Genomic DNA, 18,683 nt, shown 5'->3' on the forward strand with positions numbered 1-18,683 from the left:
CGCGCGTAGTGCTCCAGTAGGTGATGCCGAATCAGACCTCTCAATTTGTCCCGTTTCTCGCCCAATTCTTTAAACGTGCCAGACCACTCTTTGGAGGCATCGGAGGACATCTTGCAGCCGTCAATGGCAAAGAGCTCGTTACCCAACAAGCCTTGTTCGTGGCACACCAGTAGCACTTGTTCGAATAGCGCTTCAATCTCATCGGCATGCCGACTGACGAAGCTTGCCAATGTGGTGAAGTGGGGAACGGTATCGCAGGAAAGGGCTTTGAAAATGATATTGGTCTCAAAGCACCACTGCATTTCACGGCTGGAGGTGATGCCTTTTGAGTAAGCAAACAGGATGATCTTCAACAAGATAGCCGAATCATAGGCCAGCCGACCGGTCGCGTCGTTGCGGCACTTGGGATGGAAAACGGATAAGTCGAGCTTGTGCTCGATCAGATAATGCACTGCGTGTTCAAAGGTGCCTGGCTGGAGTTGATCCTGGTAGTTGATCACCACCATGGCGTTCTGATCGTAGTTATAAGCCTTGAAGCGCGGCATACTGACCACTCCTCATCTGTTTCTTCGATCCTACCAAAACTTAGCCGTCAGTGGGGTTTTTCTACAGCCTCAACGCCCGCTTAAGGGGCTGACAACGCCAACCACCAAACCTAAACCATTGCACATTAAACATTCAGCTTGAACAGAGATCACCAAGCGTTGTAAATCCGCCTTAAACGCCTTGTTATGGTGATTTATTTTAGGCTTGCTTGAATGATTAGCAACTCAATTTCACTGTCCGATGTATTAACCAAACCATGGGTGCCAAAACGTTTATTAACTATCATATCTCCTGAAACCACGTTTCTTTTCTCACCTTCAATGGCCATAGTGCCTTCACCTTTCAAAATGATATACATTTCTTCATCGTCTCCGTGAGTATGCTCACCCATAGAGCTTCCCGGTGGCATAATGACACGGATAGCGAAATCCCAAGCACCATCAAAATCCTTACGTCTGAACGCACGATAGATATCAATTGAACCTTCTCCATCATGGCTATTTTCGTCGACTTCTTTATCGCAAGTGTAAAAATTACGTATCATTTATTTCAAATTCCTTTCCGATTAGTTTTCGCAGATCTATAGAGCACCATAACGCTTTGCTAATTGGCTGCTGAAGCAAAGCCACGGCACACCTGGGTTACGTTAGAACGCTCTGGTTGCGACCGTGCCTGTCTCATTAACCATACCTTATTCATAAACTTCTCTTAGGTCACGTGTGGGTGCAAAAAAGTGTTTCCTCTTTGGGGTCAACAACGCGTTGGCTGCATTGATCTTGTACCGCTGCGCGGTGCTTTCGCGGGTGCCTCGCTTCGCTCGTTACCACGCGCTACGAAAACCACTCAATCATTTCCTGCCTACTGCTGGTCTTCCTTTGCAAATCCTATTAGCCTGCTAATTCACTATTAAGGGTTTGGCATGCAAGAGATGACTTCTCGGCAGCGCTTAGCGGGCGTGCTGATTCTGCTTGGATTGATCGCACAAATTATTGGCTTTACCGGCTGGTTGAGCACTGCCCATGCGGTGAGTTATTTGCTGTGGGCGGCGGTTGTGTTGCTGTGGCGGGACATTCCTAAGCGTTCGCGCATTCAGGCGGGCGTGCTGATTGCGCTGGGTGCAGGCATGCTGCTGGTGGCGCGGTTTGTGTATGGCGCGGAGGTGGATTGGCCCGCTATGTTGCAAGGGAATATCTTTGTAGCGGCGATGCTGGTGGGCGTTAGCTTTATTTCGCTGATTGGCAAGCAAGGCAATAAAGGCGCGACGGGAAGTCGAGTGACCGGTGCGGGCGGTATTTTGCGCACCTGGCTGGGCGTTCACTTCCTGGGGACGATTTTAAACCTCTCTACCGTGTTTATGGTCGGTGACAAGCTGGCCCGGCGCGGGCCGCTGAAGACGCCGCAGCTGTTGGCGCTTAACCGGGGGCTAAGTAGTGCGGCGCTATGGTCGCCTTTTTTTGCTGCCATGGGTGTGGTGATCGCGCTAGTACCCGACGTTGAGTATGCGCAGATTGCCGTGGTGGGCTTTCCCATGGCGATGCTGTCGGGGCTGTTAACCACCCTGGAAATGCGCAAGCGATTTGATCTTGCTGAGGTGGATGGCTACTCACTGGCGCCGCGTAGCCTGTTGATGCCGGTTGGTATGGCAGCGTTGGTGATGCTGTTTCACTTTGTGTTCACCCCTGCCCTGACCATTGTCAGCATTATCACGTTTCTGCTACCAAGCGTTGCGCTGCTAAGCAACCTGCCCCATGGACCCAAATTTACTCTACGGCGCATTCGCCAACACACCACTATACGTTTACCCGCCATGCGCGGGGAAATTTCGCTGTTTTTGGCGGCCGGCTTATTAACCATTGGGCTTTCGACACTGGTAACAGCCATGGCTGGCAGCGACTGGACGCTGTTCACTCGCTTTGGCATGCCCCAGGCGATGATCAGTTTCGCGGCGATTACGCTTAGCGCGCTGGCGGGCCTGCACCCGATTATTGGCGTCTCGGTGCTGGCGTCGATCCTCAATTTGCAGGGCGGCGAACAGACCGTGTTTGCGTTTGTGGCGTTAACGTCGTGGGCGGTGGGCACCAGCGTGGGCCCGCTTTCGGGGATCAACCTTTCTCTGCAGGGGCGTTACGGTGTGAGCGGTTATCGCATGATGAAAGATAACCTGCTCTACGCAGCAATCATGAGCCTGCTTTCGCTAAGCGCGATTGCAGGCGTCAGCTACCTCACTGGCTAATTTGCTAGGCGGCTCGCTTAGGTCTCAATGATGTTACTGGGAAACCGGTAGAAGTAGCGATGGCCACACTGATGGCAAGGTTCCAGGCGCGCAACGTTAGGCAACATCACCTGCGCATCGCAGTGTGTGCACGCCATTAGGCCTGGCGCGGCCATCTCGCCCTCACAGTAGTCGGCGCGGGCTGCTTCTAAATCCTCCTCAAAGCGTTCGCGATCTACTACGCTACGGTCGGCAATCGAAAGCAGCGACTCGGCCACGCGGCGGGAAAGGCCGTCGATATCGATGCCTAACCAACTGGCCACCTGCTTGCCGGTGTCGGCCATGTAGTAGCGCATATCTTTAAGGTCACGCTCGACCCAGGCGCGCAGCAAGGCCAGCTCGTCTTTGGTGTACTCTTCCAGCTCCGCTTCAAACTCCACCGCGTCGTCCAGATCCTTCTGCAAGTTTTCCCAGGTTAGCTCGTTAGCGCCCCCCTGCATCCGCTCTAGCAAGCGTTCGTAGCCTTCGCGTAAGCGATTGTCATTCTGTTGATCACTCATGGTGCCTCTCCTTTTGTCGACGCGTGCAGTTGTCTATCATCGGCTTACCGTTCAAGGATACACCCGCATAGGATACAATCGACCTCACTTATCTGACAGATGTCATCTAACATTCACTTTGCGCCCCTTTTGGGCGAATACGCCAAGGCATTAATAAACCGATGGACGCACACTACAGCCCTCGTGATATCGAACGCGACGCCCAGCAGTACTGGGACAAACATCAGTGCTTTAAAGCCGTAGAGGACGCCAACCGCGAGAAGTTCTACTGCCTCTCCATGTTCCCCTACCCCAGCGGCAAGCTGCACATGGGCCACGTGCGTAACTACACTATCGGCGACGTTGTGTCTCGTTTCCAGCGCATGCAGGGTAAAAATGTCATGCAGCCCATGGGCTGGGATGCCTTCGGTATGCCTGCGGAAAACGCCGCCATCCAGAACCAAGTGCCGCCCGCCAAGTGGACTTACCAAAATATCGATTACATGCGTAATCAGTTGAAGGCGCTGGGCTTTGCCTACGACTGGAGCCGTGAGTTCGCCACCTGCGATACCAGCTACTATCGCTGGGAGCAGTGGTTTTTCACCAAGCTGGTGGAAAAAGGCCTGGTCTACAAGAAAATGTCCACAGTGAACTGGGATCCGGTCGATCAGACGGTACTCGCCAATGAGCAAGTTATCGAAGGCCGCGGCTGGCGTTCCGGTGCGCTGGTTGAGCGTAAAGAGATCCCGCTGTGGTTTTTGAAAATTACCGACTACGCCGATGAGCTGCTGGCTGACCTAGATAAAGTCGAGTGGCCCGAGCAGGTCAAAACCATGCAGCGCAACTGGATTGGCAAGTCCCGCGGCGTTGAGATGAGTTTTGATATTAAGGCCGAAGACGGCAGCAACTGTGATCCATTGGCGGTTTATACCACCCGCCCGGATACGCTGCTGGGCGTGACTTACGTCGCCGTTGCTGCAGGTCACCCGCTGGCCAAGCAAGCCGCTGAACAGAACAGCGAGCTGGCGGCCTTCTGCGATGAGTGTGCCAAGGGCGGCACCACTGAAGCCGAAATGGCCACCAAAGAGAAGAAAGGCATGCTCACCGGCCATGTAGCGATTCACCCGCTGACTGGCGATGAAGTGCCTGTTTATGTGGCTAACTTCGTACTGATGGAGTTTGGTACCGGCGCGGTGATGGCAGTGCCCGGCCACGACCAGCGCGATTGGGAGTTTGCCACCAAGTACGGCATCCCCATTAAAGCGGTGATTGCCGACGAGAGCGGCCAACCTGCAGATATTTCCGAGGCAGCATACGCCGAATACGGCACGGTGGTGAACTCCGGTGAATTCGATGGTTTGAGCTTTGAGCAAGCCTTTGATGCCATCGCTGTCAAATTGGCTGAACTTGGCCGTGGTGAAGTAAAAACCAACTACCGCATACGCGATTGGGGCGTTGCCCGCCAGCGCTACTGGGGCGCGCCGATTCCGGTCAAATACGGCCCGGAAGGTCAAACCGTACCGCTCACCGATGACGAGCTGCCGGTATCGCTGCCCATGGAAGTCACCGTAGACGCTTCCGGCTCGCCACTGAAAAAGATGCCGGCATTCTCTGATCTTGGCGACGGCTGGACTCGCGAAACCGACACCTTCGACACCTTTATGGAGTCGTCCTGGTACTACGCGCGCTTCTGCTGTGCCGACAACACTGAGGCCATGCTGGACGAGCGCGCCAACTACTGGCTGCCGGTGGATCTCTACATTGGCGGCATCGAACATGCCATTTTGCATCTGTTGTATGCGCGTTTCTTCCACAAGCTGATGCGCGACTTCGGTTTGGTAGATTCCGACGAGCCGTTCCAACAGCTGCTAACCCAAGGCATGGTGATCGCCGAGACCTTCTACCGCCCTACCGATAACGGCGGCAAGCAGTGGTTTAACCCGGCCGATGTGGAGGTGAAGCGCGACGAGAAAGGTCGCCCGCTAAGCGCTATTTTGATGAGTGACGGCGAACCGGTGGAGATGGGCGGCATCGAGAAGATGTCCAAGTCGAAAAACAACGGCGTTGATCCACAGTCGATGATCGACAAATTCGGTGCCGATACCGTGCGCCTGTTTATGATGTTTGCCGCACCGCCCGAGCAGTCCCTGGAATGGTCGGACTCCGGCGTGGAAGGCGCCCACCGCTTTTTGAAGCGCCTGTGGCGTCAGGTGAATGATCACTTGGCGGCGGGTACTCCGGGTACCCTGAACAGCGATTCGCTTAATGACGATCAAAAAGCGCTGCGCCGGAAAACCCACGAGACAATCAAGAAAGCCAGCGACGACATTGGCCGCCGCACCACCTTCAATACCGCTATTGCCGCGGTGATGGAGCTCTCTAACGCCATTGGCAAGTTCGACGATAGCTCCGAACTTGGCCTGGCGGTTAGCCGCGAAGCGCTGGAAGCCTGCGTGCTGCTGCTCTCGCCGATCACCCCGCACCTGTGCCATAGTCTCTGGGAAGCGCTTGGCCATTCAGGCCCGGCCATCGAAGCAACCTGGCCGGTAGTAGATGAGTCTGCCCTTACCCGGGACAGCATTGAGCTTGTGGTTCAGGTCAACGGTAAGCTACGCGCTCGCCTTGAAGTACCTGCCAGCGCTGACAAAGCATCTATCGAGAAAATGGCGATGGAACACGAAAACGTTCAACGTCACCTTGAGGGCAACACCGTGCGTAAAGTGATCGTAGTGCCCGGTAAACTGGTTAATATCGTGGTGAGCGGATGAACCGACGCAGCTTTTTAATCACTAGCATCGCCGCTTCAGCGGCTGTGTTACTCAGCGGCTGCGGGTTTCGGCTACGCGGCAGTGAATCACTGCCTTCGCTGCCCCCCCTTGCCTTAGAAGGCGACACCAACAGTGCCGTCGCTCAGCAGGTGGCCTCACGCCTTCAGCAGTTAGGCACCCAGGTAGCCCCCGATGCGCCTTGGCGTGTCACACTGGGCACGCCTGTCTTAGTTGAGCGTCGTTTGGGCGGCGATGGCCGGGCAAGCCGTGAACACGAGCTAATGCTTAGCACCAGCCTCTCAGTACAGGAGCGGGCGTCTAATGCCTATCACATTAATAACGTGACGCTGTCGACGAACACCCGCATTCGGGTCAGCGATGACGACCTACTCAACCGAGAAACGCTTATGATGGAAGCTGAACAAACGCTTTCGCGCCAGCTGTCTCAGCTAATCATTGAGCGTCTTACTTACGTTGAGGGAATGCAGTGAAGGTATTTGCTGATCAGCTACCCGCTGCGTTGGCAAAAAAGCTTCCCCGTGTGGTGATCGTAGCGGGAGATGAACCCTTACAGCATCGCGACGCCTGCGATGCTGTAAGGGCCGCAGCTCGACGGGCTAGTGTTGAAGAGCGTGAAGTTCTCGATGTCGAGCCCAATTTTGCTTGGGGCCGCTTGATGGAAATGTCGAGCAATCTCTCACTGTTTGCGACTAGCAAGCTACTGGAATTGCGCTTAGGCAATCACAAGCTCGGGCAAGAAGGCAGTAAAGCCTTGGCGCACTTCGCCGAGACCCTGGATAATAGCGATGACGTCCTGCTCATCAGTATGGGTAAGCTAGACGCTAAACAGCAAAAAAGCGCCTGGTTTAAAACACTGGATAAGCACGGCCTGTTTGTACCGGTGTGGCCGGTAGATGCTTCGCGATTAGGCTATTGGCTGCGTGACCGCGCCTCATTACATGGGGTACAGATAGACCTTGATGCCGCACGCCTGCTGGGCGAGCGCACCGAAGGCAACCTGCTAGCCGCTGACCAGGAACTGCAAAAGCTGGCGCTGATTCATCCCCAAGGTACGCGCTTGAACGTCGAGAGCATCGCTCAGGGGGTGGAGGACAGCACCCGTTTTGATGTCTTCAATTTGGCCGATGCTTGCTTGAAAGGCGAACCCAGCCGCGCCTCACGCATTGTTAATGGCCTGCGCAGTGAAGGCGTTGAGGCGCCTATTGTGCTGTGGGCGCTTAGTCGGGAACTTCGTACCCTGCTCTCGCTGCATCAGCATCTGGATCAAGGACAGAGCTTTGAGCACGCTTGCAAAACACAAAAGCCGATGATTTTTGATAAGCGCCGACCCGCTTACCAGAAAGCGATTGGCCGCCTGCCCATGAAGCGATTGCATAAATTGCTATTAATGGCGCAACGCCTAGATTTAGCCGTAAAAGGTGCGGCGGCAGTACCACTATGGCCCGGCCTACACGATTTGGCCATGACCATGGCCGGGGGGCGTGGCTTACTCTCCGAGTCCGCCTGGACCTATCGTATTAGTGCAAATAATTAGCACTTTGCACATTGCCCTTAAAATATGTCCCGTTTGTTTCTATACTATTGATTCAAGCTAAAAAAAGCTTGTGCCATCCCGACTAGTCTATAAGGAAGAAGACGATGAAAACATTGCGCGCTTACCTCTCCACCTTGTTAATTGCAGCACTCGTTATTACCAGTTTACCGGTTGCAGCTGCCCCCGCTGCTCCCCAATCAATGGATTTAGTCTCTACTCAATCTGCTTTGGCAGCTGACCGTGCTGGCGCTGATCGCGAGCGTATCAACGAGGTGCTGGCCCGTGCCGATGTGCAAGATCAGCTGCTAAAACAGGGTGTTGATCTGGACGAAGTCGAGGCTCGGGTTGCGGCACTGAGCGATAGTGAAGCACAACAAATGGCCCAACAGCTGGAGCAACTGCCAGCCGGTGCTGGTGGTGGCGTGGTAGGCGCGCTATTTGCGGTATTTATCATCCTACTGATTACCGACATCCTCGGCCTAACTGACGTTTACCCGTTTACTCGTTAATATAGGCAGCACATGACCTATTTGCTTGCTAACGCCCGCTTTGCGGGCGTTTTTATTATGCTACTAATACTTAGCGGCTGTGCACGTAATCCAGTATTACTGCAAAGCACCTATCAATCCCTACCACCCCATGCAGAAATCACCCGCGTGCCGTTTTATGCCCAAACGGAATTTCAGTGCGGTCCTGCCACGCTGGCGATGATACTCAATCATCAGGGTGTCGACACCGACATCGAACAACTGATCCCCCAAGTGTTTTTACCCGGGCGCGATGGCAGCGTTCAGCCTGAAATGCTGGCCACTGTGCGGCGGCATGAGCTGCTCGCGTTTCCTATTCGCGGAACCATGGATGTCCTATTAAACCATTTAGCAGCCGGCGATCCGGTAGTCGTTATGCAGAATTTGTCATTGCCGATTTACCCTATGTGGCACTACGCAGTCGCCATTGGCTACGACCTGCCCAATGAAACGCTTATTCTGCGCAGCGGCGAGATTGAGCGTCATACGATGTCGTTTAGTCGCTTTGATGCCACCTGGGCACGCACACAGCGCTGGGGGTTTGTGGTTGCCGAGCCGGGTTCACTGCCCACGGGCATTAGCGCCCGTAATGCGCTGGAAGCAATTAGCGCTTACGAAGAGTCACATGGGGCGCGTGCCACGCTTTCAAGCTGGCAAGCCTTTGCAGAGCGCCATCCTGGCAGCGCAATGGGGCAATTTGCTCTGGGCAACGCGCTATATGCTGACCAACAACCCGACAACGCACGCAAGGCGTTTGAGCGGGCAACCGAGCTTGATGAAAATATGGGGGCTGCGTGGCTAAATCTAGGCCTTCTACTGCTTCAAAACGATGCACCTGATACGGCTCGCGAGGCGTTAACGCAGGCCACATCACTTGAAGGTAGCTGGCAAGGAAAAGCTCGTTCAGCCTTGGAGTCTTTAAATAGCGATTAAATATCGATTTTTAACTGAGATATTAATAATAATGAGTACAAGTATGATCCTGCAATTAGTAAAGTTGTGGGATGGCAGACACGGCCAGTGAGTGCTTAAGTTGTATAAGGATGATGACTTTATTCTGTTCATTGGACAACCTAACCATTAGCGGGAGAGGTGCCATGCGGAACTGCCCTTTGCAACGGAAGCGCTCTTTTGATGATAACGTTTCTTCGCCCAACCCTACTCTGCAGTACGCAGTGAGGGGCGACATCATTGTCAGCTTGCTGATTATCTCGTGATGATGCTTCGCTTTCTTCGTCAGCCTAGCGGACGCTTAGCGTCCATTTTTGCCGCTCTCCTTTGCGCGATGACGGCAGTAATGGGTAGCTATGTCTACAGTGCCTGTCAAAAAGCCAGTGCCGACTACACTACGTTGATTAGTGACATTGTACTGGCCCAGCAAGCCACACCTCAGTTAAGGACCGCACTAGAGGAAGGCAGACGCTTGCCTAGTAGTGAGCAGATTGAATACATTGATTATTTTATTTCACTTTCCAAGCAACACTTAAATAACATAAAGAGCAGTATTGAACGCCATCGATACCTCATCTCAGATGTTGAATATCTCAATAATCATTTCAGCGAGCTTAATAGTCGCCTTTCTGATCTAAACCTGAAGGCACAAAAAGCCCAACAGCGGCCAGAGCTTGTTGACCCGTTACAGCGCGTTGCAATGGATATCGGTGGCGCCCAATCATGGCTGTATAACCAACTGCTAGAAGAAGTTCGCGCTATTTCCGTTCAACAACGCTTTGTCATGCAGCGGCTCTCGATCGCCGTGAGTGTGCTGCTGGCATTGATGGTCAGCGCTGCGATAACGCTTTGCTTGGCGGTTATTTACCTGCACCGTCAGCGCAACGTAATGCAACAGTTAATGCTAACTGATGAACTAACTGGTCTATATAACCGGCGCCATTTAGTCAATGTAGCATCTGCAGCGCTCACTCAAGCACAACGTGATAATGGATCGCTTAGCCTAATGCTGTTAGATATTGATCACTTTAAGCAAGTTAACGACACCTATGGCCATCCTACTGGCGATGAGGTACTTCGCCAGATCAGTAAACTGCTTCGCAAATTAAGCCGCCCATCCGATACATTAGCGAGAATTGGTGGTGAGGAATTTTGTTTATTAATGCCCAACACCACTACCCATGATGCGCTACAGGTAGCAGATCGGCTGCGCCGAGAGATTGAAGTTAATACGCTGAGCGGTATAGATCTGCTCGCCAATCCGACCATCAGCATAGGCGTGACAACATGCCATGGCGGCTCGCTGACGTTTGAGCAGCTTTATTCGTATGCCGACAAAGCGCTCTACCAGGCCAAAGCGCTGGGACGCAACCGCGCTGAAAGCCAGCTGCCCCCCACTGAACCCACACCCTATAAAAACCCACAAGCTTATGCTCATCTCCTGATTAGCGAACCCATCGACTCTTAAAAGACAATGGCTAGATGAAGCTATGAATAAAACCCAGGTTAAAAGCACTCATTAGAAAACACGGTTTAAGCCGTTCTGCGCAGCCACCCTGTACGCCTCTGCCATGGTGGGATAGTTAAACGTGGTATTCACAAAGTAGTTAAGTGTATTGGCCTCACCCTCTTGCTGCATGATCGCTTGGCCGATATGTAGTATTTCAGACGCTTGGTCGCCAAAACAGTGAATACCGAGTATTTCCAAGGTGTCCTGGTGAAAAAGAATTTTAAGCATACCTACGGTGTCACCGGTAATTTGCGCCCTGGCGGTATCTTTGAATAAGGCTTTGCCTATTTCGTAAGGCACTTTGGCTTCCGTGAGCTCACGCTCATTCGGGCCAAAGGAGCTGATTTCGGGGATGGTATAGATCCCGGTGGGTACATCGCTGACAAAGCGATACTCTTTATCGAGCAATTCATTACACAAGTTCAAGCCTTGATCGTAAGCCGCGCTCGCCAAACTTGGCCAACCAATTACATCACCCGCCGCATAAATATGGGCAACCGCGGTGCGATAGTGCTCATCGACACTTAACTGCCCGCGTTCATTGGCGGTTAAGCCAACGTTCTCAAGACCTAAGCTGTCGGTATTACCTGTACGGCCGTTGGCCCATAAAAATGCATCAGCGCGAATTTTCTTACCTGACTTGAGGCGCACAACTACGCCTGATTCATCGCCCTCAACACTTTCATACTCTTCATTATGACGTACTAACACACCATGCTTACGCAAATGGTAAGAGAGCGCATCGCTAATCTCGTCGTCCAGAAACGACAGCAGGCTGTCACGGTTATTAATTAAATCAACTTTGACGCCTAACCCCGAAAAGATTGATGCATACTCGCAACCAATTACCCCCGCCCCAAATATCACCAACGTGCGCGGGGTATGGGAAAGGCTCAAAATCGTATCGGAACAGTAAATACGCGGATGACGGAAGTTTATATCAGCTGGGCGATAGGGACGCGAACCGGTGGCAATCACAACTTTCTTGGCCACCAACTCTTCCATGCCTTCCTGAAGGTCACGTACTAACAGGGTGTGCTCATCTTTAAACCGGGCGACGCCATGGAACAGGTCGATACGGTTACGAGCATAGAAGGTGGTGCGCATTTCTACCTGTTTATCGATGGTTCCTCGTGAGCGCTCCATCACCTTGGGAAAGGAGAACCAGCGTGGCTCACCAATATCGCGGAACATACGGTTAGTATTGAACGCCAAAATTTGTTTGACCTGATGGCGCAGGGCTTTGGAAGGTATGGTGCCCCAGTGAGTGCAGTTACCTCCGACCTGAACCTGCTTCTCAATAATTGCGACGCGCTTACCATGCTTTGCAGCGTTGATAGCAGCGCTTTCCCCGGCCGGCCCCGTACCGATAACCACAACATCGTAATTGTGAACCGCCATACTCTCTGCGTCTCCTATTCCCCGTCTAAAAAAAACGCACCCATCCGCACGCATGGTTTAAAGCATAAATTCGTTGCTAAAGGGTGGCCACGTACACCTGCATGCCTTTAAATCTACTCACTAATCACCGACGTGTAGCGTCGTAACCTAGGTCGGCACCGCGGCTTTCATCGCTGCGACGACGAACGCTGCCGCGCTTGCGATTTTCTTCTTCGCATACTTCGTCTTTACCGCCGCAAATATCACAGCCATCTTTCATGCCAATTTGATTCAAACCGCCGCAAGAACCGGCAATCGGTTTGCGGCCCATAATGACGCCCACGGCCATCGCACCCATAATCAGCGCCATAAAACCAAATACCAGTAGCCAAATCGTCATATCAATCTCCCTGCATTGCATTGCATTGCCTAGCTTTAAATTATTGGCCTTACCTGCCGACAACAGCCGTACTGATAAGTGCCTCACGGTCTTTATTGATTATACCTCAGCCGCACTATTCATATCAGCGCTTGGGGGCGCGTCTTCATCTATAAACAAACGGGGCCGACCAAAAGGCCAGCCCCGCTTGCAACGACTATCAGCTCTACACCGACAGTTTAGCCACCGAAATCATCCAACAGGATATTTTCCGGCTCAACGCCCATATCAAGCAGCAGCTTGATAACTGAGGCGTTCATCATCGGCGGCCCACACATGTAGTACTCACAGTCTTCAGGTGCTGGGTGATCTTTCAGATAGTTTTCGTACAGCACATTATGGATAAAGCCTGTCGGCCCTTCCCAATTATCTTCCGGCTGAGCATCAGACAGCGCCAGATGCCACTCAAAGTTGGGGAACTCTTCGGCTAGCTGGTCGTACTCTTCGTTGTAGAAGGTTTCACGCCAGGAGCGGGCACCGTACCAGAAGGTGATCTTGCGATCAGACTTCAAGCGCTTCAACTGATCGAAGATATGACTGCGCATTGGTGCCATACCCGCACCACCACCGATAAAGATCATTTCGGCATCAGTATCACGGGCAAAGAACTCACCGAACGGCCCCATCACGGTGACCTTATCGCCTTCTTTTAGATTGAAGACGAAGGTAGACATCAGGCCAGGTGGATGGTCAGTGCCGGGAGGCGGCGTGGCGATACGAATGTTGAACTTGAGGATACCCTTTTCGTCTGGGTAGTTCGCCATGGAGTAGGCGCGAATCACTTCCTCGTTGCTCTTATGGGAAATTTTGAACATATCAAATTTTTCCCAATCACCCCGGTACTCCTCATCAATATCAAAGTCAGCGAACTTGATATCGTAAGGCGGCGCAACAAGCTGCACGTAACCACCGGCGCGGAAGGCAACTTCTTCGCCCTCTGGCAGTTTTAGATTCAGCTCTTTGATAAAGGTGGCAACGTTCGGGTTAGCAATAACCTCGCACTCCCACTTCTTCACCCCAAAGACTTCTTCAGGCACTTCTATTTTCATGTCCTGCTTGACAGGAACCTGACAAGAGAGCCGCCAGCCCTCTTTCTTCTCACGCATGGTGAAGTGCGACTCTTCAGTGGGCAGAATAGAACCACCGCCCTCTTCTACCCGGCACTTACACTGGGCACAAGAGCCACCGCCACCACAGGCGGAAGAGAGAAAAATACCGTTAGCGGCAAGGGTGTTAAGTAACTTACCACCGGCCTGGGTACTTAGGGTATGCTCAGGGTCGCCGTTGACCTCGATGGTCACGTCCCCGCTACTCACAAGCTTACTGCGCGCTGCCAGAATGATCACCGTTAAACTAATAACGATGACCGTGAACATGACAACACCGAGCAAGATGACTGTTGTATCAACCATGTCGGTTTCCTATTGCTGGAGGTTTTCTATTACCCAGCAGTGCTTGGCACCGCTGGGAAAAACCGGCTGCGCTTAAAGCTGAATGCCGGAGAAGGACATAAAGCCCAACGACATCAGCCCCACGGTGATAAAAGTAATGCCCAGCCCTTGGAGGCCACCCGGCACATCGCTGTACTTCAGCTTTTCACGGATACCTGCCAGAGCGGCAATGGCCAGCGCCCAACCGGTGCCCGCGCCAAAACCATAGACCACGGCTTCGCCAAAGTTATAGTTACGCTCTACCATAAACAGTACGCCACCCAGGATGGCGCAGTTAACGGTAATCAACGGCAGGAATACCCCTAGCGCGTTGTAGAGCGTCGGCACGTACTTATCAAGGAACATCTCCATGATCTGTACCAGCGCAGCAATAACACCGATATAGGAGAGCAAACCAAGGAATGATAGGTCAATGTTTTCAGCACCGCTAATACCGGTCCAGGTTAACGCGCCTTCCTGCAGCAAGAAGGTATAGACAAGGTTGTTGATCGGCACGGTGACGGTCAGCACCACAATAACCGCAATGCCCAAGCCAATCGCTGAGGAGACTTTTTTGGACACTGCCAAAAAAGTGCACATCCCTAGGAAGAAGGCCAGTGCCATGTTTTCAACAAACACCGAGGCAACAAAAAGACTCAGATAATGTTCCATGTTACACGGCCTCCTTGGGTTTGGTGTTTTCCTTCATTTTGAACTCATTATTTTCTACCTGCTCAGGGTTAACGGAACGCATCACCCAGATCAGTAGACCGATAATAAAGAACGCCGAAGGCGGCAGTAACAGCAAGCCGTTGGGAACGTACCAACCACCGTTTTGGACGGTCTGGAGGATGGTGACCCCAAATACGCTGCCAGAGCCCAGCAACTCGCGTACAAAGCCCACCACCATCAGTACAAAACCGTAGCCCAGGCCGTTGCCGATACCGTCTAAAAACGAAATGCCTGGTGTGTTGGACATCGCAAAACCTTCCGCACGCCCCATGACGATACAGTTGGTAATGATCAAGCCAACGAATACCGAGAGCTGCTTGGACATCTCATAGGCATAGGCTTTAAGAATCTGATCAACCACAATAACCAGCGAGGCAATAATGGTCATCTGCACGATGATACGAATCGAAGAGGGAATATGATTCCTGATCAACGATACGAACAGATTCGATAACGAACTAACAAAGATTACCGCCAGCGCCATAACGAGCGACACGCTCATGCTGGTGGTTACCGCAAGTGCCGAACAAATCCCCAGTATTTGTAGCGCAATGGGGTTGTTGTGAAAAATCGGCGCCGTTAAAACGCCTTTTGCATTTACGTCCGCCATGATCAGGCCCCCTCAACGTCTTCGAAGTTGGTATCGGTCTCTTCGGCGTCTTCCGGCTCAGTGCCACTGCGGAATTTTGCCAAATACGGACCGAAAGCCTCTTCGCTTAGCCAGAACTGCAGCATGTTAGTGACGCCGTTACTGGTTAGCGTAGCGCCAGATAGCGCATCGACTTCGTATTCGCTGCTAGCGCCACCTTTGGTCAGGTGAATTTCCGGTGAGAGGTCGCCCTCTTCATCGTAAATTTTCTTACCTTCCCACTGTGCTTGCCAGCGCGGATTATTAACTTCAGCGCCTAGACCAGGTGTTTCGCTGTGCTCGTAGTAGGTGATACTGACGATGGTATTGCCGTCACCCTCTACGGCCAGGAAGCCACGCATTAGGCCCCAAAGACCTTGACCACGAATGGGCAGCACGATCTGATCCGGATCGTCTTCGCCGCCAATCAGGTAAACCGTGGCGAAGTTTTCGACGCGTGATAGACCTGCGATGTCCTGCTCGCCGGAAAGCGTGCGACCCGAGGCGGGGTCACGGGCGGCTTGAAAGCTATCGTAGGTATCGGGATCAAACTCATCGGAGTACTCACCCGTATCCAGGTCAACGACCCGAGCGGTTATCTCTTCGCGAAACACCTCTTCAACGTTCATGCCCGGCTCATAAAGCTTGGCAACGTTTAAGATATTAGTTTTACGGTCAAGCTCCTGGTTAAGCTGTTGCATGGGTCGCAAAGCGACCGCTGCTGTCGAGACAATGACGGAACACACGATACACAGTGAGAACGCCACTATCAGGATTTTTTTGATGGAGTTGTTACCTTGTGCCATTAGGCAGTCTCCTCGGCCGGTACGCCGGTACGCTTAACACGACGCTTGATATTGGCCTGGACGAAGAAATGGTCAATCAGCGGTGCAAACAGGTTAGCGAACAGAATCGCCAGCATGATGCCTTCCGGGAAAGCCGGGTTCACAACGCGAATCAATACGGTCATCACACCAATCAGCGCACCAAACAGCAGTCGGCCTTGGTTGGTCATTGAGGCTGACACCGGGTCAGTGGCCATAAATACCATACCGAAGGCGAAACCACCGATTACCAAGTGCCAGTACCACGGCATGGCAAACATCGCATTGGTATCAGAGCCAATCAGATTAAACAACGTGCTGGTAACGACCATACCCAGAAACACGCCCAGCATGATTCGCCAGGAGGCAATCCCCGTCCACAGCAGTACAACAGCACCGATAAAGATCGCTAGCGTCGAAACCTCACCTACAGAGCCAGGGACAAAGCCAAGGAAGGCATCCCACCAGCTAAAGGTGTCGGTTAACGCAGACATACCTTCCTGGAACGCGAGAGAGAGTGCAGTCGCACCGGTATAGCCATCAGCGGCAACCCATACAGAGTCACCGGAGATTTGCGCAGGATAAGCAAAGTAAAGGAATGCACGGCCTGTTAGCGCGGGGTTTAAGAAGTTCTTGCCCGTACCACCGAAGATCTCTTTACCGATTACCACACCAAAGGTGATACCCAGAGCAACCTGCCATAGCGGAATAGTGGCGGGAAGAATCAGCGCAAATAACACAGAGGTAACGAAGAAACCTTCGTTAACTTCATGGCCACGCTTGATGGCAAACAGCACTTCCCAGAAGCCACCGACCACAAAGGTAACCAAGTAGATGGGCAGGAAGTAAGTAGCGCCGAGGACAAAGTTCGCCCAAAAACTGCTGGGATCATGCCCGGACGCAAAGACCATCATAATGGCTTCGCGCCAGCCAGCCATTGAGGCGTAGCCAGCATCGATGGCGGTGTTAGCCTGCCAGCCAGCGCTCCAAATACCGAACAGCATTGCTGGGAAGGTACATAACCATACGGTAATCATGATGCGTTTAAGATCGATACCGTCACGCACGTGAGCAGTGGTTTTAGCAACGCTCGGCGGTGTATAAAAAATGGTATCTACCGCTTCAAATAGCGGATAGAACTTTTCGTACTTTCCGCCTTTGTGGAAATGCGGCTCGATATTTTGGAGTGTCTGTTGAATACCCATTATCAGGCCTCTTTCTCGATCATGGTGAGATTATCACGCAGGATGGGGCCATATTCGTATTTGCCGGGGCAAACGTACGTACACAGCGCCAGATCCTCTTCGTCCAGCTCCAAACACCCAAGCTGCATGGCAGCCTCAATGTCGCCCACGATCAGCGAACGCAGTAACTGAGTTGGCATGATATCCAACGGCATCACCGTCTCATATGCACCTACCGGCACCATAGCACGCTCGGAGCCATTGGTAGAGGTAGTCGGCGCGTAGTTGCTCAGGCCCTTAATCTTAGAGATGTAGATACCCAAGACCGAGTGACGATTGGCACCAGGAGAAAGCCAACCCATAAACGTGCGCTTATTGCCTTCTTCCAGCAAACTGAGTTGATTGCTGAAGCGGCCAAGGTAAGTCAACTTACCTTCTGCGGCAAAGCCAGAGAATACTGAACCAGAAATTACGCGGGTGTCATCGGGTTTGATGACTTCGCCTGCCAAGAGTTCATCCGTGCTAGCGCCAACACGCGTACGTATCAAGCGAGGATTTTCAGCACGTGGGCCACCAATGGCAACCACACGACTCATATCCAGCTTCCCTTCGACAAAGAACTTACCGAACGCGATAACGTCCTGATAGCCGATGTGCCACACTTTTTTATGCAGTGCGACCGGAGAAAGATAATGGATATGAGTACCGACAAGCCCGGCAGGATGAGGGCCAGCAAAGCTTTCAGTTTTTACACCTTCAACATCACCGCCCGGAATCGAGGCCTTTTCGCCTGTACCTGTCGCCCCTGTACACAGGAAGACGTTGCCCTCGGTCAGGCGCGCTAACACCTTGAGGCCATCCTCGAATGCTTGCGCCTGTTCATTGATGATCAGGGCAGGATCAGGGCTAAGTGGATGAGTATCCACGGCGGTTACAAAAATATCGGCCGGGGTGCTATCAATGGCCGGGGTGCGCGAGAAAGGACGGGTGCGTAAAGCAGTCCAGAGTCCCGACTCTACCAGTTGGTCGACAACGACCTGACGCTCAAGCTGCGCTATGGCATTACGATCGTGAGCAGCGAATTCAACCGCCTCCTCAGTTTCGTCGACTTTAATCACGACAGATAGTAAACGACGTTTTTCGCCACGGTTTATTGCAAGCACTTCACCGGCAGCGGGCGCTGTATAGCGCACACCATCAATTTTCTTATCAGTGAAGAGCAATTGGCCTAGTTTGACCTTATCCCCTTCCTGGACTTCCATTGTTGGCTTCATGCCAACGTAGTCGGTACCCAGGATTGCCACGTGGCGCACAGGCCGCGCATCTTCAATACGCTGCTCGGGCGCTCCCGTGATGGGGAGATCCAGGCCTTTTTTGACTTCGATCATAGTCTCGCCCAGTTGTTGGATCGGATATACGAAGGTATGGGGTTCGAATGCTTATTTTCTGCTCAGTGAA

General features: G+C 52.6%; 18 protein-coding genes. 7 read left to right on the forward strand and 11 right to left on the reverse strand.

Annotation, left to right across the window (positions count from 1 at the left end):
- Positions 1-545 (reverse strand): transposase (locus KUC_RS09170; RefSeq protein ID WP_040480573.1); only part of this gene is annotated, 545 nt, incomplete at its 3' end.
- Positions 546-739: 194 nt separating this feature from the next.
- Positions 740-1,090, reverse strand: a complete 351-nt coding sequence (locus KUC_RS09175) for a cupin domain-containing protein (RefSeq protein WP_007112902.1) — start codon at positions 1,088-1,090, stop codon at positions 740-742.
- A gap of 375 nt (positions 1,091-1,465) precedes the next feature.
- Between KUC_RS09175 and KUC_RS09180 the strand changes: the two genes are divergently transcribed.
- Positions 1,466-2,779, forward strand: coding sequence for a hypothetical protein (locus KUC_RS09180; protein ID WP_007112903.1), 1,314 nt, complete (start codon positions 1,466-1,468; stop codon positions 2,777-2,779).
- 17 nt (positions 2,780-2,796) lie between these two features.
- On the opposite strand, the gene KUC_RS09185 is transcribed toward KUC_RS09180, so the two are convergent.
- Positions 2,797-3,318: a zinc ribbon-containing protein gene (locus KUC_RS09185; RefSeq protein ID WP_007112904.1), complete on the reverse strand. Its 522-nt coding sequence runs from the start codon at positions 3,316-3,318 to the stop codon at positions 2,797-2,799.
- Positions 3,319-3,479: 161 nt separating this feature from the next.
- Here KUC_RS09185 and leuS point away from each other — a divergent pair, with 161 nt between their 5' ends.
- The 6 genes from leuS (at position 3,480) to KUC_RS09215 (ending at position 10,566) form a co-directional block, all read left to right on the forward strand.
- Complete coding sequence (leuS, locus tag KUC_RS09190) at positions 3,480-6,065, forward strand: leucine--tRNA ligase (protein WP_007112905.1); 2,586 nt, start codon at positions 3,480-3,482, stop codon at positions 6,063-6,065.
- On the forward strand, positions 6,062-6,556 hold the full coding sequence (locus KUC_RS09195; RefSeq protein ID WP_007112906.1) for an LPS-assembly lipoprotein LptE: 495 nt from the start codon (positions 6,062-6,064) through the stop codon (positions 6,554-6,556). The genes leuS and KUC_RS09195 overlap by 4 nt, the downstream gene beginning before the upstream one ends.
- Entirely contained in the window at positions 6,553-7,620 is a 1,068-nt protein-coding gene (holA, locus tag KUC_RS09200) for a DNA polymerase III subunit delta (protein ID WP_007112907.1), read from the forward strand. The genes KUC_RS09195 and holA overlap by 4 nt, the downstream gene beginning before the upstream one ends.
- A gap of 104 nt (positions 7,621-7,724) precedes the next feature.
- Entirely contained in the window at positions 7,725-8,129 is a 405-nt protein-coding gene (locus KUC_RS09205) for a PA2779 family protein (RefSeq protein ID WP_007112908.1), read from the forward strand.
- Between the two features lie 12 nt (positions 8,130-8,141).
- Entirely contained in the window at positions 8,142-9,080 is a 939-nt protein-coding gene (locus KUC_RS09210; RefSeq protein WP_007112909.1) for a PA2778 family cysteine peptidase, read from the forward strand.
- 364 nt (positions 9,081-9,444) lie between these two features.
- Complete coding sequence (locus KUC_RS09215) at positions 9,445-10,566, forward strand: GGDEF domain-containing protein (protein WP_244264780.1); 1,122 nt, start codon at positions 9,445-9,447, stop codon at positions 10,564-10,566.
- Between the two features lie 51 nt (positions 10,567-10,617).
- On the opposite strand, the gene sthA is transcribed toward KUC_RS09215, so the two are convergent.
- From sthA to KUC_RS09255, 8 genes are all read right to left on the reverse strand, one after another.
- Positions 10,618-12,009: a Si-specific NAD(P)(+) transhydrogenase gene (gene sthA / locus KUC_RS09220; protein WP_007112911.1), complete on the reverse strand. Its 1,392-nt coding sequence runs from the start codon at positions 12,007-12,009 to the stop codon at positions 10,618-10,620.
- A gap of 124 nt (positions 12,010-12,133) precedes the next feature.
- Entirely contained in the window at positions 12,134-12,388 is a 255-nt protein-coding gene (gene nqrM / locus KUC_RS09225; RefSeq protein ID WP_007112912.1) for a (Na+)-NQR maturation NqrM, read from the reverse strand.
- A 218-nt stretch (positions 12,389-12,606) separates the two neighbouring features.
- Positions 12,607-13,839 carry an NADH:ubiquinone reductase (Na(+)-transporting) subunit F gene (nqrF, locus tag KUC_RS09230; protein ID WP_007112913.1) on the reverse strand — a complete coding sequence of 411 codons (1,233 nt, stop codon included), beginning with the start codon at positions 13,837-13,839 and terminating at the stop codon, positions 12,607-12,609.
- 72 nt (positions 13,840-13,911) lie between these two features.
- Entirely contained in the window at positions 13,912-14,529 is a 618-nt protein-coding gene (gene nqrE, locus KUC_RS09235) for an NADH:ubiquinone reductase (Na(+)-transporting) subunit E (RefSeq protein ID WP_007112914.1), read from the reverse strand.
- 1 nt (position 14,530) lies between these two features.
- The gene (locus KUC_RS09240; RefSeq protein ID WP_007112915.1) at positions 14,531-15,199 is read right to left on the reverse strand and encodes an NADH:ubiquinone reductase (Na(+)-transporting) subunit D; all 669 of its coding nucleotides are present in this window, start codon (positions 15,197-15,199) and stop codon (positions 14,531-14,533) included.
- A 2-nt stretch (positions 15,200-15,201) separates the two neighbouring features.
- Positions 15,202-16,023, reverse strand: coding sequence for a Na(+)-translocating NADH-quinone reductase subunit C (locus tag KUC_RS09245; RefSeq protein ID WP_007112916.1), 822 nt, complete (start codon positions 16,021-16,023; stop codon positions 15,202-15,204).
- Entirely contained in the window at positions 16,023-17,246 is a 1,224-nt protein-coding gene (locus KUC_RS09250; protein WP_007112917.1) for an NADH:ubiquinone reductase (Na(+)-transporting) subunit B, read from the reverse strand. Before KUC_RS09250 ends, KUC_RS09245 begins: the two co-directional genes overlap by 1 nt.
- A 2-nt stretch (positions 17,247-17,248) precedes the next feature.
- Positions 17,249-18,613, reverse strand: a complete 1,365-nt coding sequence (locus KUC_RS09255) for a Na(+)-translocating NADH-quinone reductase subunit A (RefSeq protein WP_007112918.1) — start codon at positions 18,611-18,613, stop codon at positions 17,249-17,251.
- Positions 18,614-18,683: the final 70 nt, after the last annotated feature.

Source organism: Vreelandella boliviensis LC1 (assembly GCF_000236035.1).
GTDB classification, from domain to species: domain Bacteria; phylum Pseudomonadota; class Gammaproteobacteria; order Pseudomonadales; family Halomonadaceae; genus Vreelandella; species Vreelandella boliviensis.

Coding starts and splice junctions, on each gene's coding strand:
- KUC_RS09210 (WP_007112909.1), top strand. CDS start 8,142: ATGACCTATTTGCTTGCTAACGCCCGCTTTGCGGGCGTTTTTATTATG.
- nqrF (WP_007112913.1), bottom strand. CDS start 13,839: ATGGTTGATACAACAGTCATCTTGCTCGGTGTTGTCATGTTCACGGTC.
- KUC_RS09215 (WP_244264780.1), top strand. CDS start 9,445: ATGGGTAGCTATGTCTACAGTGCCTGTCAAAAAGCCAGTGCCGACTAC.
- leuS (WP_007112905.1), top strand. CDS start 3,480: ATGGACGCACACTACAGCCCTCGTGATATCGAACGCGACGCCCAGCAG.
- nqrM (WP_007112912.1), bottom strand. CDS start 12,388: ATGACGATTTGGCTACTGGTATTTGGTTTTATGGCGCTGATTATGGGT.
- KUC_RS09175 (WP_007112902.1), bottom strand. CDS start 1,090: ATGATACGTAATTTTTACACTTGCGATAAAGAAGTCGACGAAAATAGC.
- KUC_RS09205 (WP_007112908.1), top strand. CDS start 7,725: ATGAAAACATTGCGCGCTTACCTCTCCACCTTGTTAATTGCAGCACTC.
- nqrE (WP_007112914.1), bottom strand. CDS start 14,529: ATGGAACATTATCTGAGTCTTTTTGTTGCCTCGGTGTTTGTTGAAAAC.
- KUC_RS09255 (WP_007112918.1), bottom strand. CDS start 18,613: ATGATCGAAGTCAAAAAAGGCCTGGATCTCCCCATCACGGGAGCGCCC.
- KUC_RS09185 (WP_007112904.1), bottom strand. CDS start 3,318: ATGAGTGATCAACAGAATGACAATCGCTTACGCGAAGGCTACGAACGC.
- KUC_RS09250 (WP_007112917.1), bottom strand. CDS start 17,246: ATGGGTATTCAACAGACACTCCAAAATATCGAGCCGCATTTCCACAAA.
- KUC_RS09245 (WP_007112916.1), bottom strand. CDS start 16,023: ATGGCACAAGGTAACAACTCCATCAAAAAAATCCTGATAGTGGCGTTC.
- KUC_RS09240 (WP_007112915.1), bottom strand. CDS start 15,199: ATGGCGGACGTAAATGCAAAAGGCGTTTTAACGGCGCCGATTTTTCAC.
- KUC_RS09195 (WP_007112906.1), top strand. CDS start 6,062: ATGAACCGACGCAGCTTTTTAATCACTAGCATCGCCGCTTCAGCGGCT.
- sthA (WP_007112911.1), bottom strand. CDS start 12,009: ATGGCGGTTCACAATTACGATGTTGTGGTTATCGGTACGGGGCCGGCC.
- KUC_RS09180 (WP_007112903.1), top strand. CDS start 1,466: ATGCAAGAGATGACTTCTCGGCAGCGCTTAGCGGGCGTGCTGATTCTG.